General features: G+C 72.7%; 15 protein-coding genes. 13 read left to right on the top strand and 2 right to left on the bottom strand.

From position 1 onward, the window contains the following. Nucleotides 1–39: 39 nt before the first annotated feature. The 6 genes from BLW14_RS01580 to BLW14_RS01555 all read left to right on the top strand — a co-directional run bounded on the left by BLW14_RS01580 (nucleotide 40) and on the right by BLW14_RS01555 (nucleotide 4,995). Entirely contained in the window at nucleotides 40–624 is a 585-nt protein-coding gene (locus BLW14_RS01580) for a PadR family transcriptional regulator (RefSeq protein WP_093703534.1), read from the top strand. A 35-nt stretch (nucleotides 625–659) separates the two neighbouring features. Continuing rightward, a complete protein-coding gene (locus tag BLW14_RS01575; protein ID WP_177153878.1) occupies nucleotides 660–1,358 on the top strand; it encodes an alpha/beta fold hydrolase in 699 nt (232 codons plus the stop codon). 77 nt (nucleotides 1,359–1,435) lie between these two features. Next, entirely contained in the window at nucleotides 1,436–2,113 is a 678-nt protein-coding gene (locus tag BLW14_RS01570; RefSeq protein WP_093703530.1) for an ABC transporter permease, read from the top strand. Continuing rightward, nucleotides 2,110–2,793 carry an ABC transporter permease gene (locus BLW14_RS01565; RefSeq protein WP_093710615.1) on the top strand — a complete coding sequence of 228 codons (684 nt, stop codon included), beginning with the start codon at nucleotides 2,110–2,112 and terminating at the stop codon, nucleotides 2,791–2,793. Before BLW14_RS01570 ends, BLW14_RS01565 begins: the two co-directional genes overlap by 4 nt. Next, complete coding sequence (locus tag BLW14_RS01560; RefSeq protein ID WP_093703528.1) at nucleotides 2,790–3,761, top strand: ABC transporter substrate-binding protein; 972 nt, start codon at nucleotides 2,790–2,792, stop codon at nucleotides 3,759–3,761. Before BLW14_RS01565 ends, BLW14_RS01560 begins: the two co-directional genes overlap by 4 nt. Before the next feature lie 85 nt (nucleotides 3,762–3,846). Further along, nucleotides 3,847–4,995 (top strand): serine hydrolase domain-containing protein, encoded by a 1,149-nt coding sequence (locus tag BLW14_RS01555; RefSeq protein ID WP_093703526.1) that lies wholly within the window; start codon nucleotides 3,847–3,849, stop codon nucleotides 4,993–4,995. 17 nt (nucleotides 4,996–5,012) lie between these two features. Here the strand turns inward: BLW14_RS01555 and BLW14_RS01550 are convergent, their stop codons facing one another. Continuing rightward, nucleotides 5,013–6,176, bottom strand: coding sequence for an ABC transporter ATP-binding protein (locus BLW14_RS01550; RefSeq protein WP_093703524.1), 1,164 nt, complete (start codon nucleotides 6,174–6,176; stop codon nucleotides 5,013–5,015). Between the two features lie 106 nt (nucleotides 6,177–6,282). Between BLW14_RS01550 and BLW14_RS01545 the strand changes: the two genes are divergently transcribed. Next, a complete protein-coding gene (locus BLW14_RS01545) occupies nucleotides 6,283–7,578 on the top strand; it encodes an alpha/beta fold hydrolase (RefSeq protein WP_093703522.1) in 1,296 nt (431 codons plus the stop codon). Nucleotides 7,579–7,667: 89 nt separating this feature from the next. Here the strand turns inward: BLW14_RS01545 and BLW14_RS01540 are convergent, their stop codons facing one another. Further along, on the bottom strand, nucleotides 7,668–8,240 hold the full coding sequence (locus tag BLW14_RS01540; RefSeq protein WP_093703520.1) for a rhodanese-like domain-containing protein: 573 nt from the start codon (nucleotides 8,238–8,240) through the stop codon (nucleotides 7,668–7,670). 137 nt (nucleotides 8,241–8,377) lie between these two features. On the opposite strand from BLW14_RS01540, the gene BLW14_RS01535 reads away from it, so the two are divergent. From BLW14_RS01535 to BLW14_RS01510, 6 genes are all read left to right on the top strand, one after another. Then, nucleotides 8,378–9,109 (top strand): PIG-L deacetylase family protein, encoded by a 732-nt coding sequence (locus BLW14_RS01535; protein ID WP_093703518.1) that lies wholly within the window; start codon nucleotides 8,378–8,380, stop codon nucleotides 9,107–9,109. A 175-nt stretch (nucleotides 9,110–9,284) separates the two neighbouring features. Next, the gene (locus tag BLW14_RS01530) at nucleotides 9,285–11,945 is read left to right on the top strand and encodes a glycoside hydrolase family 84 protein (RefSeq protein ID WP_093703516.1); all 2,661 of its coding nucleotides are present in this window, start codon (nucleotides 9,285–9,287) and stop codon (nucleotides 11,943–11,945) included. 166 nt (nucleotides 11,946–12,111) lie between these two features. Next, a complete protein-coding gene (locus BLW14_RS01525; protein ID WP_093703514.1) occupies nucleotides 12,112–13,080 on the top strand; it encodes an NADPH:quinone oxidoreductase family protein in 969 nt (322 codons plus the stop codon). Further along, on the top strand, nucleotides 13,077–14,264 hold the full coding sequence (locus BLW14_RS01520; protein ID WP_093703512.1) for an acyl-CoA dehydrogenase family protein: 1,188 nt from the start codon (nucleotides 13,077–13,079) through the stop codon (nucleotides 14,262–14,264). Before BLW14_RS01525 ends, BLW14_RS01520 begins: the two co-directional genes overlap by 4 nt. Beyond that, nucleotides 14,261–15,376: an acyl-CoA dehydrogenase family protein gene (locus BLW14_RS01515; RefSeq protein WP_093703510.1), complete on the top strand. Its 1,116-nt coding sequence runs from the start codon at nucleotides 14,261–14,263 to the stop codon at nucleotides 15,374–15,376. Before BLW14_RS01520 ends, BLW14_RS01515 begins: the two co-directional genes overlap by 4 nt. 198 nt (nucleotides 15,377–15,574) lie before the next feature. Further along, the gene (locus BLW14_RS01510) at nucleotides 15,575–15,769 is read left to right on the top strand and encodes a hypothetical protein (RefSeq protein ID WP_093703508.1); all 195 of its coding nucleotides are present in this window, start codon (nucleotides 15,575–15,577) and stop codon (nucleotides 15,767–15,769) included. The last annotated feature ends 52 nt before the right edge of the window (nucleotides 15,770–15,821 follow it).

Below are 15,821 nucleotides of genomic sequence, written 5' to 3'. Positions count from 1 at the left end.
TGCCAACGAGATTAATCACACGGGTGCTAGCGTGTCCAGATGTCACTCAAGTACGCGGTCCTGGCGGCCCTCCTCGAAGGTGAGGCGTCCGGGTACGACCTGGCGAAGGTCTTCGACGTCTCGGTGGCGAACTTCTGGTCCGCCACCCCCCAGCAGCTCTACCGGGAACTGGACCGGCTCGCGGAGGTCGGCCTGATCGAGGCGCGTGTGGTCGAGCAGCTGCGCCGCCCGAACAAGCGGCTCTTCACGCTCACGCCGGACGGCCGCCGTGAACTGGGCGCGTTCACCGCCGAGTCGCCCCGGCCCACCGCCATCCGGGACGAACTGCTCGTCATGATCCAGGCCGTGGACGTCGGCGACCCCGACGCGGTACGCGCTTCGGTCGAGGAACGCATGGAGTGGTCGCGCGCCAGACTCGCCCGCTACGAACGGCTGCGCCTGCGCCTCCTGGACGGCCGCGACGAGGCGGACTTCCTCGCGGAGACCGGACGCGTCGGCCCCTATCTGACCCTGATGCGCGGCCGGTCCTTCGAGGAGGAGAACCTGCGCTGGGGACAGCGCGTCCTGGAGGTCCTCGAACTCCGCGCGGCGGCGCGCCCCGTGGGTGGCGGGGACGCGGCCTGACGGCGTTGTCGGTCCCCTCGATTAGGGTCCCCGGCATGACTGAATTCGTGTTGGTGGCGGGTGCCTGGCTGAGCGGATCGGTGTGGGACGACGTGGCGTCGCGCCTGCGTGCGGCCGGGCACGGCGTCCATCCGGTGACCCTGTCCGGAGTCGGCGAGAAGCGCGAGCGGCCGGTCGGCGGGCAGACCCATGTGAACGACGTCGTCGAAGAGGTGGAGCGGCTCGGTCTGCGCGACGTCGTCCTCGTCGGCCACAGCTACTCGGGCATTCCCGTGGGCCAGGCCGCCGAGCGCCTCGGCGACCGGCTGACCCGCGTCGTCTTCGTCGACGCCAGTGTGCCCACCGACGGTGAGTCGTTCGTCTCCGCCTGGTGGCAGGGCCCGGACGCGCTCCAGGGCCGGCTCGACGGGAACGGTGGCCTCTGGGCCCTGCCGGAGGCCGCCGAGTTCGAGGGCCAGGACATGACCGACGAACAGATCGCGCGCTTCCTGGCCGGTGCCACGCCGCACCCGGGCGCCGCCCTGAGCGACCCCGCCGTGCTGGACCGCCCGCTGGCCGAGCTGCCGGCGACGTACATCAAGTGCCTCCTCGACGGTCCCGAACCGGGCGAGGACGTGGCCCGCCTGCTGACGAGCGAGCGGTGGGAACTGGTCACGATGGACACCGGCCACTGGCCGATGATCTCCCGCCCCGATGAACTGGCCGCGATCCTGGACAAAGCCGCCGCCTCCTGACGGACGAACGGGGGCGCGGCGGCCCGATCGGCCGATCCGAGCGCGCGCCCCCGGCCCGTACGGGCTGCAATGGACGGGTGACCGCGCCCCCCGACGACTGCCTCGCGCGCAACGAGTGGGTCTGCGGCGCCTATCTGAGCAGCCGCCGGCACATTCTCTGGGACGCTGCCCTGCAACACGTCCAGCTGACCGCGGTGTCCGTGCTCATCGGCCTCGTCCTCGCCCTGCCGCTCGCCCTCGCCGCCCGCCGCTGGCACTGGGCGGCCGGGCCGGTGCTCGGCGTGACGACGATCCTGTACACCATCCCGTCGCTCGCCATGTTCTCGCTGCTGCTGCCGGTGTACGGCCTCTCCGCCTCGCTCGTCGTCGCCGGACTCGTCCTGTACTCGCTGACCCTGCTCGTACGCAACATCCTCGCGGGGCTGCGCGCCGTGCCCGAGGACACCCGGCAGGCCGCCCGCGGCATGGGCTACGGCCCCGTACGGCTGCTCGTCGCCGTGGAACTCCCGCTCGCCCTGCCCGCCGCCATGGCCGGGCTGCGCATCGCGACCGTCTCCGCGGTCTCCCTGGTCACCATCGGCGCCATCGTCGGCTACGGCGGTCTGGGCAACCTCATCTACGCGGGGATGAACACCTACTTCAAGGCCCAGGTGCTCACCGCGTCCGTGCTGTGCGTCGTCATCGCCGTCGCCGCCGACCTGCTTCTCCTGCTGCTGCAACGCCTGCTGACCCCGTGGACGAGGAGCCGGTCGTGAACACCCTGACGGACGCCTGGTCCTGGCTCACGACCTCCGCGCACTGGCACGGCCAGGACGGCATCTGGACCCGCCTCGGCCAGCACCTCTACCTCACCGTCGTCTGCCTCCTGGCCAGCTGCCTCATCGCGCTGCCCGTCGCCCTGTTCCTCGGCCACATCGGCAAGGGCGGGGCGCTCGCCGTCAACATCTCCAACGTCGGGCGCGCCGTGCCCACCTTCGCCGTCCTGGTGCTGCTCCTGCTCACCCCCGTCGGCCGCTGGGGGGAGGGGCCGACCATCGTGGCGCTCGTCCTGTTCGCCGTGCCCCCGCTGCTCACCAACGCCTACGTCGGCATGCGCGAGGTCGACCAGGACGTCGTCCGGGCCGCCCGGGGCATGGGCATGACGGGCCGGCAGATGCTCCTCCGCGTCGAAATGCCCCTCGCCCTGCCCCTCATCCTCACCGGGGTGCGCATCGCCGCCGTCCAGCTCGTCGCCACGGCCACCATCGCGGCTCTCGCGGGCGGCGGGGGCCTCGGCCGCATCATCACGGCCGGGTTCAACCTCGCCTCCACCGCACAGGTGGTAGCCGGAGCGGTCCTGGTCGCGGCGTTCGCACTGATCGTCGAGGGCCTGTTCGAAGCGGCCCAGCGGCTCGCGCCCGGCCGCCTCGGACTGCGTGCGGGGGGGACCGCGTGAGGGCGGGACCCCGCACGCGGGCACACCGTCCGCTCACAGTGCTCCTGCTGCTGGCGGCCACCGCCTGCAACACCGGGCCGAGCCTGGAGAACCAGGGCGAGGTCACCGCCCCGCCCGGCGACAGCAAGCACCTGACCGTCGGCTCGGCGGGCTTCACCGAGAGCGACCTCCTGGCCCAGATGTACGCCCTGCTCCTCGGCCGCGCCGGATACTCCACGAGGATCATCTCCGTCACCAACCGGGAGATCTACGAACCCGCGCTGGAGAACGGCCAGATCGACGTGGTACCGGAGTACGCGGCGACCTTCGCCGACTGGCTGAACGCCAAGAAGAACGGCGCCGACGCCACCCCCGTCGGCTCACCCGGCCTCGCCACCACCATGAAGGCCCTGCGCGCCCTCGCCGCGCCCCGCGGCCTCACCGTCCTCGACCCCGGCAAGGCCGTCGACCAGAACGCGTTCGCCGTCACCGCCGCCTACGCCCGCAAGCACCACCTGAAGACCCTCAGCGACCTCGGCCGCTCGGGACTGCCCGTACGGCTCGCGGCCGGCGACGAGTGCGTGCAGCGCCCGTACTGCGCACCCGGTCTCAAGAAGACGTACGGCATCGACATCACCGCAGTGGACCCCAAGGGCGTCGGCACCACCCAGGCCAAGCAGGCCGTCCAGAGCGGCCGGGACCAGATGGTGCTGACCACCACCACCGACGCGACCCTCGACGACTTCGGGCTCGTCCTGCTCGCCGACGACAAGCACCTCCAGAACGCCGACTACCTCGTCCCCGTCGTCAACCGATCCCGCGCCGGGGGCGAGGGCGTGCGCAAGGCCCTCGGCAAGCTGAACACCGTCCTCACCACGGCGGACCTGGCCCGGCTGAACGAACAGGTCGACAGCTGGCGACGGCTCCCCGAGGACGTGGCCCGCGCCTACCTGCGCTCCGAACACCTCATCCCCGCCGAGAAGGGCTGAGACCGCGGAGCAGCCCGGCGTGGACCTATGAGTCCGCGCCGCCGCACCGGTCAGTATGCCGACACCCATCGGAGAAGGCGGAGCGATGAGCACCTTGCGCGAAGTTCTCGACAAGCAGGTCCGCGACGGATCGGTCCCCGGCGCCGTGGGCCTGGTGGCGCGCGGCGGTCACGCGGACGTGGTGGCGGTGGGCGGCGCCGGCACGGACGACGGCACGCCGATGGCCCGCGACTCGCTCTTCAGGATCGCGTCGCTCACCAAACCGGTCACGGCCGCCGCGGTCATGACGCTGGTCGAGGACGGCCGGATCGCGCTGGACGACCCGGTCGCCCCGTGGCTGCCCGAGTTGGCGGCACCCGTCGTCGTGCGCACCCCGGAGAGCCCGGTGGACGACGTGGTCCCGGCGTCCCGCCCCATCACCCTCCTCGGCCTCATGACGTCGCGCGCCGGGTACGGATTCCCGTCCGACTTCTCGCTGCCCGCCGTCGGCCTCCTGTTCGGCGAGCTGAAACAGGGCTCACCGCTGCAGAGCGGCGTCCTTCCCCCGGACGCCTGGATGGAGGCGCTCTCGCGCATCCCACTGCTCTCCCAGCCGGGCAGGGAATGGCTGTACAACACCTGCTCCGACATCCTGGGCGTGCTCATCGCACGCGTCTCCGGGCAGCCGCTGCCGGAGTTCTTCGCCGAGCGGATCTTCGTCCCGCTCGGCATGAGCGACACCGGCTTCGCGGTCCCGGCGGAGAAGCTCGGCCGCTTCACCGCGCAGTACAGGCCCACCGCGGACGGCGGGCTGGAGCTGATCGACACGCCGGCCGGGCAGTGGAGCGGCATGCCGGACTTCCCGTCCGGAGCCGGCGGCCTGGTCTCCACCGCGGACGACCTGTACGCCTTCGCCCGCATGCTGCTCGACGAGGGGACGGCGGGCGGCAAGCGCCTCCTGACGTCCGCGTCGGTGCGGCGGATGACGACGGACCACCTGACCTCCGCGCAGCGCGAGGCCAGCGGACTGTTCACCGAGGGAAAGGGCTGGGGTTTCGGCGGCTCGGTGGACATCGACAGGACCGCCCCCTGGAACGTTCCGGGGCGCTACGGCTGGGTCGGCGGCACCGGCACCACGGCGCACATCATCCCGGAGACCGGCACGGCCGCGATCATGCTCAGCCAGGTGGAACTGACCGGCCCCACGCCGCCGCGGTCGATGCGCGACTTCTGGCAGTACGCCGCGGACGCCTGACCGGCCGGCCGCTCCCCTCAGGCGTCCGCCACCGAGTCGAACCGCACCTCGTCGCGCCCCACGCCCTGCGCGTCCGCGTCCACCGAACGCCGCAGCGCCTCATGGAGCTTCGCCGGCGTCAGCACCCCTAGGAAACGCGCCCCGTCCAGCACCGCGATCCACCCCGCGTCGTGCTGGAGCATCTCGCTGAACGCCCGCTTCAGCGGTGCGCCGACCGGCACCCACGCGTCCATCCGGCGGGCCAGCTCACCTACCGTGCCCCGGTCCCCGGCGATCCGCAGCGCGTCCGCCGACACCCAGCCGTGCAGCTCGCCCGCCTCGTTCAGCACGACCGCCCACCGCGCACCGGCCGCGCCCAGCCGGGCCGCGACCGCCCCGGCCCGCTCGTCCAGCCGGGCCTGCGGCGGCTGCTCCAGGTCGTCCGGCTCGATCGCGGTGACCGACAGCCGCTTCAGGCCCCGGTCGGCGCCGACGAACTCCGCCACGTACGGCGTCGCGGGCGAGCCGAGCACGGCGCCCGGCGTGTCGAACTGCTCGATGCGCCCCTGGCCGTACACCGCGATCCGGTCACCCATCCGCACGGCCTCCTCGATGTCATGGGTGACCATCAGAACCGTCTTCCTCACCTTCGACTGGAGCTTCAGGAACTCGTTCTGCAGCCGCTCGCGCACCACCGGGTCCACCGCACCGAACGGCTCGTCCATCAGGAGCACCGGAGGATCGGCGGCGAGGGCCCGCGCCACGCCGACCCGTTGGCGCTGGCCGCCGGAGAGCTGCGCGGGGTAGCGGGAGCCGTACGTCGACGGGTCCAGGCCCACCAGGTCGAGCAGCTCTGCCGCCCGCTCCCGGGCCCTGGAACGCTTCCAGCCCACCAGGGCCGGCACGGTCGCCGTGTTGTCGAGGACGGTCCGGTGCGGGAAGAGGCCCACCTGCTGGATGACGTAGCCGATGCCCCGCCGCAGCTTCACCGGATCGGTCTTCATGATGTCCCGGCCGTCGACGAGGATACGACCCGAGGTCGGTTCGATCAGCCGGTTCACCATCATCATCGTGGTGGTCTTCCCGCAGCCCGAAGGACCCACCAGGGTGACCATTTCTCCCTCGTCGACCTCGAAGGACAGCTCGTCGACCGCGGTCGTGCCGTCCGGATAGACCTTGCCGACCTGCTCGAACCGGATCATGCACTGCACGGTAGGAGGCGTACGCCCCGGGCGCACACGGGCCGCGACCGTCCGGGGCACACCGGTGTGCTGAACTGTCCGGGAACCGTCCGATCCAGGAGCACCCTTGAACAGCTACCGGCAGCCCGGCCTCGTCCTCACCGACCACCGCTTCACCGTCCCGCTCGACCACGCCGACCCCGGCGGTGAGCAGATCGAGGTCTTCGGCCGGGAGATCGTGTCCGCGTCCAAGGCCGGTCAGGAGCTGCCCTGGCTGCTCTACCTGGAGGGCGGCCCCGGCTTCGGCGCCCGGCGCTTCAGCGGCGCGGAGGCGTGGCTCGGCCGGGCGGTGCGCGAGTTCCGGGTGCTCCTGCTCGACCAGCGCGGCACGGGCCTGTCCACCCCGGCCAACCGGCAGACCCTGCCCCTGCGCGGCGGGCCGCGCGAGCAGGCCGGCTACCTCGCGCACTTCCGCGCGGACAGCATCGTGCGCGACTGCGAGTTCATCCGCCCGCAGCTGACCGGCGGAGCCCCCTGGACCGTCCTCGGCCAGTCCTTCGGCGGCTTCTGCGCCGTCCGCTACCTCTCGGCCGCCCCCGAGGGGCTGAGCACCGTCCTGATCACCGGCGGTCTGCCCTCCCTGGACGCCCACGCGGACGACGTCTACCGGGCCGCGTACCCCCGCGTCGAGCGCAAGGTCGCCGCGCACTACGCCCGCTACCCGCAGGACGTCGAACGCGCCCGCGAGATCACCGCTCACCTCGCGGAGCACCGCCCCGAGAGCGCCGGGCACCGGCTGACGCCGGAGAGCTTCCAGTCGCTCGGCATCCTGCTCGGCGGCGGCAGCGGCAGCCACCAGCTGCACTACCTGCTGGAGAACGCCTTCGTGCCCACCGCGCACGGCACCCAGCTCTCCGACGCCTTCCAGGAGGCCGTGCGCACGGCGACCTCCTTCGCCGGCCACCCCTTGTACGCCCTCCTGCACGAGGCCATCTACGGCCAGGGCGGGCGCCCCACCGCCTGGGCGGCCGAGCGGGTCCGCGCCGAGTTCCCGCAGTTCGACGCCGCGACGGCGCTGGCCGGCGACGGTCCGGTCCTGTTCACGGGCGAGACGATCCACCCCTGGCACTTCGAGGTCGATCCGGCGCTGCGCCCGCTGCGCGAGACGGCCGCGCTCCTCGCGGACCGCACCGACTGGGAGCCGCTGTACGACCCCGAGCGCCTGGCCGCCAACGAGGTGCCGGTGGCCGCCGCCGTCTACCACGACGACATGTACGTGGACACCGCCCACGCCCTGCGCACGGCGTCCGCGATCCGTGGCCTGCGCACCTGGGTGACCGACGAGTTCGAGCACGACGGGCTGCGCGCGGGCGGACCGCGCGTGCTGGACCGGCTGCTCGCGCTGGTCCGCGACGAGGTGTGACACAGCGCTCGGGGCCGGCCGCAGACCAGCGGCCGGCCCCGAGCGTCGTACCGTCTCAGGCCGGTCGGTACCGCCTCGGGCGGGCTGCCTCAGGCCTGGAGCGTTTCCAGCGTCGCGTCCAGGTCCGCCGCCGAGTGCGGCGCGCGGTTGTGCGGAAGCTTCGACAGGACGGCCGCCATGCCGCAGGTGTTGGTGACGGCGGAGAAGACGAGACCGGCGCCCACCCCTGCCGACAGCCAGCGCGCGGCGGGGAACCTGACGCCGGCGAGCACCCCGGCCGCCACGAGCGACCCGGCCGCCAGGCGGACCTGGCGCTCCATGGGCCAGACGGCCCGCGCACCCTCCGGGCGCTCCAGGCCGTGGCCCTCGCTCTCCCACGCCGAGGTGCCGCCGACCAGCGTCGCCGCGTCGATGTCGGCCGCCGAGAGGATGTCGCAGGCGCGCGTCGACCGGACGCCCGAGGCGCAGACCATGAGCAGCGCGCCGCGCGCGGAAGCGGACTTCAGCGCGGGCAGCGCCTCGTCGAGGCGGTCGAGCGGTATGTTCAGCGCCCCCGGCACATGGCCTGCGGCGTACTCGCCGGGTCCCCGCACGTCGATCACGGTGAACTCCGCGAGCCGGGCGGCGGCCTGGGTGGGGGAGAGGGTTACAGGGCTGGTCACGAGCTGTGGTCCTTTCGGTCACCGGGTGCGGGGCAGGTCTCGCTCTCGCCTGCCCCGGACAGCCCAGGATACCCCCCTGGGTATCGAAGCCGTCGTGTCACGGGTCTCCCCGCCGCCTTGCCCGTTAGCCTGCGGATATGACCGAGCAGCTGAAGCCCATGCCCGAGGACTGGCGGCGCGCGCTTGCCGTGGTCGCCCACCCCGACGACCTGGAGTACGGCTGCGCGGCAGCCGTGGCCGGCTGGACCGATGCCGGACGAGAGGTCGCCTATCTGCTCGCCACCAGGGGTGAGGCCGGCATCGACACCCTGGACCCGGAGACGAGCGGGCCGTTGCGCGAGCGGGAGCAGCGGGCGAGTGCGGCCGCCGTCGGCGTCTCCCATGTGGAGTTTCTGGACCACCGCGACGGGGTGATCGAGTACGGCATCCCCCTGCGCCGCGACATTGCCGCGGCCATCCGCCGGCACCGCCCGGAGCTGGTGATCACGCTGAACCACCGGGACACCTGGGGCGGTGTCGCCTGGAACACGCCCGACCACCGCGCAGTCGGCCGCGCCACCCTCGACGCGGCGGCCGACGCGGGCAACCGCTGGATCTTCCCGGAGCTGAAGGAGCGGGGCCTCCAGCCGTGGGACGGGGTGCGCTGGGTGGCCGTGGCGGGATCATCCGCGCCCACGCACGCGGTGGACGCGACCGCCGGTCTGGAGCGGTCCGTCCAGTCCCTGCTCGCCCACCGCACCTACATCGAAGTCCTTACGGACGAAGACCCCGAGACATACTGCCGGACCTTCCTGACCGGCAACGCCGAGGCGGCCGCGGACCGCTTCGGCGGACGCCCGGCCGTCCCGTTCGAGCTCTTCGCGCGGTAGCCGCGCGAGGGCCAGGCGGCCCCTCACCTCGGTGCGTAAGAGCGGTTTTCGAAGACAAACCCGCAGGTCGGCGCATTGATGTTGTCCAGACCATTGACATGTAAGCGCCAGGATGTTGAATTCAGTCTCGTTGTGTTGCGCGACTCTGGTGACTTGAGTGACCAATGGAGGATCTGTGACGCCTCGCCCGCCCCGCATCACCGCACTCACCGCCGCGGCGACCCTGCTCGCCGGCGGAATGCTCGCCGCCGGACCGTCCGCCCGGGCGGCAGGTGCCCCGCCCGCACCTGCCCGGGCCCAGGACGCCCCCACCATCACCCCGACCCCGCAGTCCGTCGAGAACCGCGAGGACCGGGTGACCATCACCCCCACCGTCACCCTCGTCGCCGGGACGGCCGACGGACCCACGCTCGACGTGGTGGAGACGGCCCTGCGCCGGGCCGGCGCCCGCCACGTCGTCCGCGCCGGGCGCCCGGTCCCCGGCAGGCTCACCGTGTACGCGGGCGACGCCGCCGCCCTGGCCGCGCAGAAGCTCGAAGGGCCCATCGCGCTGCCCGCCGAGGGATACGTTCTCGGGATCGGCGCCGGCCGTATCGTCCTCGCCGGCAAGGACGCCACCGGCACCTACTACGCGGCCCAGACCCTGCGCCAGGTCCTGCCCCACCGCAGCATGCCCGGCGGCAAGGTCGCCGGACTCGCCGTACGCGACTGGCCCGGCACCGCGCTGCGCGGGGTCATCGAGGGGTTCTACGGCACCCCGTGGTCGCACGAGGCCCGCCTCGACCAGCTCGACTACTACGGCGAGCACAAGATGAACATCTACGTGTACTCGCCCAAGGACGACGACTACCTCCGGGCCAAGTGGCGCGACCCCTACCCCGCCGACCGGCTCGCGCAGATCAAGGACCTCACCGACCGCGCGGCCCAGCGGCACGTCGAGTTCACGTACGCGCTCTCGCCCGGCCTCTCGGTCTGCTACAGCTCCGACGCGGACGTGCGGGCGCTCATCGACAAGTTCCGGACGATGTGGGACATCGGCGTCCGCACCTTCGCGATTCCGCTCGACGACATCAGCTACACCGACTGGAACTGCGACGCCGACAAGGCGAAGTGGGGGACCGGCGGCGGCGCGGCAGGCGCCGCCCAGGCCCATCTGCTCAACCGGGTCAACCAGGAGTTCATCGCCACCCACCCCGGCGCCCAGCCGCTCCAGATGGTCCCCACCGAGTACTACAACGTCAGCTCGTCCGCGTACAAGACGGCCCTGTCCGAACGGCTCGATCCCGATGTGCTCGTCGAGTGGACCGGTGTCGGCGTCGTCGCCCCCACCATGACGGTGGCTCAGGCGGACGCCGCCCGGAAGGTGTTCGGCCACCCGATCCTGACCTGGGACAACTACCCGGTCAACGACTACGCCACCAACCGCCTCCTGCTCGGCCCGTTCAACGGCCGCGAGAAGGGCCTCCCAGGGCGCCTGGCCGGGATCACCGCCAACCCGATGATCCAGTCGTACGCCTCCAAGCTGTCGCTGTACACCGTGGCCGACTACTCCTGGAACGACGCCGCCTACGACTCGCGCGAGTCCTGGGGCAAGGGCATCGAGGAGTACGCGGGCGGCGACGCCCGGACCGCGAAGGCGCTGCGGGCCTTCGCGGACGTCAACTACAGCTCCGCGCTCAACACCGACAAGGCGCCCGAGCTGTCCGCCGCGTTCGACAGCTACTGGGAGTCCGGGGACGCGAAGCGGCTCGACTCCGTCCTGGCGTCGCTGGGCGCGGCCCCCGCCCGGCTGCGCGCGGCACTTCCCGACCGGGGCTTCATCGAGGACTCCGGCCCCTGGCTGGACGCCACCGAGTCCTGGGCGACCGCCACCCGCACCGCCCTGCGCATGGTCGAGGCCGCCCGCGCCGGGAAGGGCGCCAGGGCCTGGGAGCTCCGGCAGCAACTGCCCGCACAGGTCGAGCGCGCCGCCTCCTTCACGTACACCGGGCTCGACGGCCGCGAGGTGCCGGTCCTGGTCGGGGACGGGCAGCTGGACGGGTTCGTCGTCGCTGCCACCACCGAGTACGACCGGCTGCTCGGTGTGAGCGGGAGGCCCACGGCCTCGACGAGCCTGGGCACGTACCAGAGCAACACCCTCGCCCGGGCGCTCGACGGTGACGACTCCACGTATTTCTGGAGCGACGGGGCGCCCGCCGCGGGCGACCAGCTGACCGTCGACCTCGGCGAGTCACGGGCCATCGGTGACGTCACCCTCGCCATGGCCAAGCCGGGCAGCACCGACGACTACATCCACGAGGGCGTCCTGGAGTACTCGGCCGACGGCAAGAGCTGGGAGAAGCTCGCGGACTTCGCCGGGAAGCCCGACGTCACCGCGACCCCGCCCGCCGGTGCGAAGGCGCGCTATGTGCGGGCCCGGGCCACCGCCGGCCAGGACAGCTGGGTCGTCGTCCGGGAGTTCCGGGTCGCGACCACGGACGGTGAGGTCACCGGCAACCCGCCCGCCGCGACCGGCTCCACGCTGCGCGCCGCCGCCGACGGCGACCCGGAGACCGTCTACCGGGGGGCACGTGCGGCCGCGAAGGGCGAGTCGCTCCAGGTGGACCTCGTCGCCGCGCGGGCCGTCGGCTCGGTGAAGGTGCTGCGGCCGTCCGGCTCAGAGGGCACCGCCGACGTCCAGCTGCGTACGGCGGACGGCGCCTGGCGCACCGTCGGCGCCCTGCGCGGGGCGTACACCGCCATCGACACCGCCGGCCGGACCGCCGACGCGGTGCGCCTCGCATGGCGGGCCGGTTCGGCCGCACCGCAGGTTGCCGAGGTGGTGGTGGGCAAGTAGCCCTGCCGTTGATCCGTGCGCCCGGCGCCCCCGCTTCCATCGCGGACGGGCCGGGCGCACGGCCGTGTTCGGGACCGTTGTTCCGCAGGCTGTTCCCACAGAGGCAAGCGACCGCTTAGTATGCGCCGGAGCAGTGGTAATGCCGACAGTGTTGTGGAGGCCCCTCATGCAGGCATGGCGAGTGCACCGGAACGGCGAGCCGAGCGAGGTGATGCGACTGGAGGAGACGGACCGGCCGGCGCCCGGCGACGGGCAGGTGGTCGTCGAGGTGCTCGCGGCGAACATCAACTTCCCGGACGCGCTGCTCTGCCGCGGCCAGTACCAGGTGCGGCCCCAGCTGCCGTTCACGCCCGGCGTCGAGATCTGCGGGCGCACCGAGGACGGACGCCGGGTCCTCGCGACCCCCGCCCTGCCGCACGGAGGCTTCGCCCAGTACGTCGTCGCCGACGAGGCGGCCCTGCTGCCTGCCCCGGAAGCCCTCGACGACGCGGAGGCCGCCGCCCTGCACATCGGCTACCAGACCGGCTGGTTCGGGCTGCACCGCCGCGCGCACCTGAAGGCGGGGGAGACCCTGCTCGTGCACGCGGCCGCCGGCGGGGTCGGCAGCGCCGCCGTCCAGCTCGGCAAGGCCGCCGGTGCCACCGTCATCGGCGTCGTCGGCGGACCGGAGAAGGCGAAGACCGCCGCCGCGCTCGGCTGCGACCTGGTCGTCGACCGGCGCACCGAGGACATCGTGGCCGCGGTCAAGGAGTTCACCGGCGGCAGGGGCGCCGACGTCGTCTACGACCCGGTCGGCGGCGACGCGTACGCCAAGTCCGTGAAGTGCATCGCCTTCGAGGGGCGGATCGTCGTCGTCGGCTTCGCCTCCGGCACCATTCCCACCCCGGCGCTCAACCACGCCCTCGTGAAGAACTACTCCGTCCTCGGGCTCCACTGGGGCCTCTACAACACCAAGGACCCGCAGGCCGTACGCGACTGCCACCAGGAACTGACCCGGCTCGCCGCCGAAGGCGTCGTCAAGCCGCTGGTCAGCGAGCGGGTCGCGATGGACGGGGCGGCGGCCGCCGTCCAGCGCGTTGCCGACGGCACCAGCACCGGCCGCATCGTCGTCCTCCCGTCAGGAGCCGCCCGATGACCGCCCCCGACGCGGCCGAACTGCGCCGCCGCACCCGTGAACTGCTCGCCGCGCACCCGCCGGCGACCACCGACCGCACCGACTTCCTCAAGGCGCGCTTCGACGCCGGACTCGCCTGGGTGCACTACCCGGTGGGCCTCGGTGGCCTCGACGCACCGCGCTCCCTCCAGCCCGTCGTCGACGCGGAACTCGTCGCCGCCGACGCCCCGGACAACGACCCCCGCCGCATCGGCATCGGCCTCGGCATGGCCGCGCCGACCATCCTCGGATTCGGCACCGACGAGCAGAAGGAGCGGTTCCTGCGCCCCCTGTGGGTGGGGGAGGAGGTCTGGTGCCAGCTGTTCAGTGAACCCGGTGCCGGCTCCGACCTGGCCGCCCTCGGTACGCGCGCGGTGCGCGACGGCGAGGGCTGGGTGGTCGACGGGCAGAAGGTGTGGACATCCAGCGCCCACCTCGCGCGCTGGGCGATCCTCATCGCCCGCACCGACCCCGACGTGCCCAAGCACCGGGGCATCAGCTACTTCATCTGCGACATGACCGACCCCGGAGTCGAGGTCCGGCCGCTGCGCCAGATCACCGGCGAGGCCGAGTTCAACGAGGTCTTCCTCACCGGCGTGCGCATCCCCGACAACCGCAGGCTCGGGGCCGTCGGCGAGGGCTGGAAGGTCGCGCAGACCACCCTCATGAACGAACGCGTGTCCATCGGCGGCTCCCGCATCCCCCGCGAGGGCGGCATGATCGGCCCGGTCGCCCGGACCTGGCGCGAACGCCCCGAACTGCGCACCCACGACCTGCACCAACGCCTGCTGACCCTCTGGGTCGAGGCGGAGGTCGCCCGCCTCACCGGGGAGCGGCTGCGCCAGCAGCTCGTCGCCGGCCAGCCGGGCCCCGAGGGCTCCGGCATGAAGCTCGCGTTCGCCCGGCTCAACCAGGAGATCAGCGGCCTCGAAGTGGAACTCCTCGGCGACGAGGGCCTGCTCTACGGCGACTGGACCATGCGGCGGCCCGAACTCGTCGATTTCACCGGCCGCGACGCCGGCTACCGCTACCTCCGCTCCAAGGGCAACTCCATCGAGGGCGGTACCAGCGAGGTACTGCTCAACATCGTCGCCGAACGCGTCCTCGCACTGCCCTCCGAGCCGCGCAACGACAAGGACGTCGCCTGGAAGGACCTCTCCCGATGACCGCACAGACCCAATCCGGCCAGGCGCCCGACCTCCTCTACTCCGAGGCCGAGGAGGACCTGCGCGCCGCCGTCCGCTCCCTGCTGGCCGACCGGGCCGACGCGCCGACGGTGATCGCCCGTACCGAGTCCGACACGCCGTACGACCCGGAGCTGTGGAAGGCGCTCGCCACCGGCATCGGCGCCGCCGGGCTCCTCGTGCCCGAGGAACTCGGCGGCCAGGGCGCCACCCACCGGGAGGCCGCCGTGGTCCTGGAGGAGCTGGGCCGCAGCGTCGCGCCCGCGCCGTACCTGACCAGCTCCGTCGTCGCGACCGAGATCCTGCTGGCGCTCGGCGCGCAGGACGGGCCGGCCTCCGCGCTGCTCACCGAACTCGCCGAGGGGCGCAGGGTCGCGGTGCCGGCCGTCCCGTTCGCGGCCGCCTCGGCGGCGAACGCCCGCCTCGACTCCCTCGACGGGGTGGTGGGTCCGGTCGCCGACGCGGCCGCCGCCGATGTGCTCCTGGTCCCCACCGCCGACGGCCTGTACGCCGTCGAGACCGACGCGCCCGGGGTCCGCGTCGAGCCGCTCGTCGCGCTCGACCTCACCCGCCCGCTCGCCACGGTCACGCTGGACGGGGCGTCAGGGACCCGGCTCGCGGACGCCGACGCCGGACGGCGCGCGGTGGACCGCGGACTGCTGGCCGGTGCCGGGCTGCTCGCCTCGGAGCAATTGGGACTCGCCGAGTGGTGTCTCACCGAGACGGTGCGACACACCAGGGAGCGCCACCAGTTCAACCGGCCGGTCGGCTCCTTCCAGGCGCTCAAACACCGCATGGCACAGCTCTGGCTGGAGGTCGTCTCGGCCCGGGCGGCCGCGCGGAACGCCGCCGACGCCCTGGCCACGGGCAGCCCCGACACGCCCTTGGCGGTGGCCGTCGCGCAGGCCTACTGCTCGAAGGTCGCGGTCCACGCCGCCGAGGAGTGCGTGCAGTTGCACGGCGGGATCGGGATGACGTGGGAGCACCCCGCGCACCTCTACCTGAAGCGGGCCAAGGCCGACGCCACCGCGTACGGCACGGCGGGACGCCACCGTGAGACGGTCGCCGCGCTGATGGAACTGCCGGCCCCCTGAGGTTTCCGTCGTGGGGGGTGCGGGCACAGAGGCGTACCCCACCCCCTGCGCCGGGAGCGCCGCAACCCCTTCCCCGCTTCTCAGGGCCTGACTCAAGGCCTACCCGTTTGGCGGACACGCCAGTGCACCGGACGGCCCCAGGGCTGCGCCACACTGACGCCGAATGCCGCAAATCAGGTGCGGCGGAGGAGGTTGGCCATGGCTATTTCGATCTCAGTGGTGCTGCTACTGCTGATTCTCGCGGTGATCTTCCTCCGCAACGGCGGACTGAAGATCTCCCACGCGCTCGTGTGCGGACTGCTCGGATTCTTCCTGGCGGGGACGAGCATGGCCCCCACCATCCAGGACGGCATCATGGCCACCGCCGACGTGGTGAGCAGCATCAGGCCCTGATCGCCCGCGCGCAGGGCCGGGCGGTGACGGAGCCCGTACGGGAACGAACTCG

Origin of the sequence: Streptomyces sp. 2131.1 (assembly GCF_900105515.1) — a bacterium.
In the GTDB taxonomy this organism is placed as follows: domain Bacteria; phylum Actinomycetota; class Actinomycetes; order Streptomycetales; family Streptomycetaceae; genus Streptomyces; species Streptomyces drozdowiczii.
This window is presented reverse-complemented; position numbering and strand designations above follow the sequence as displayed.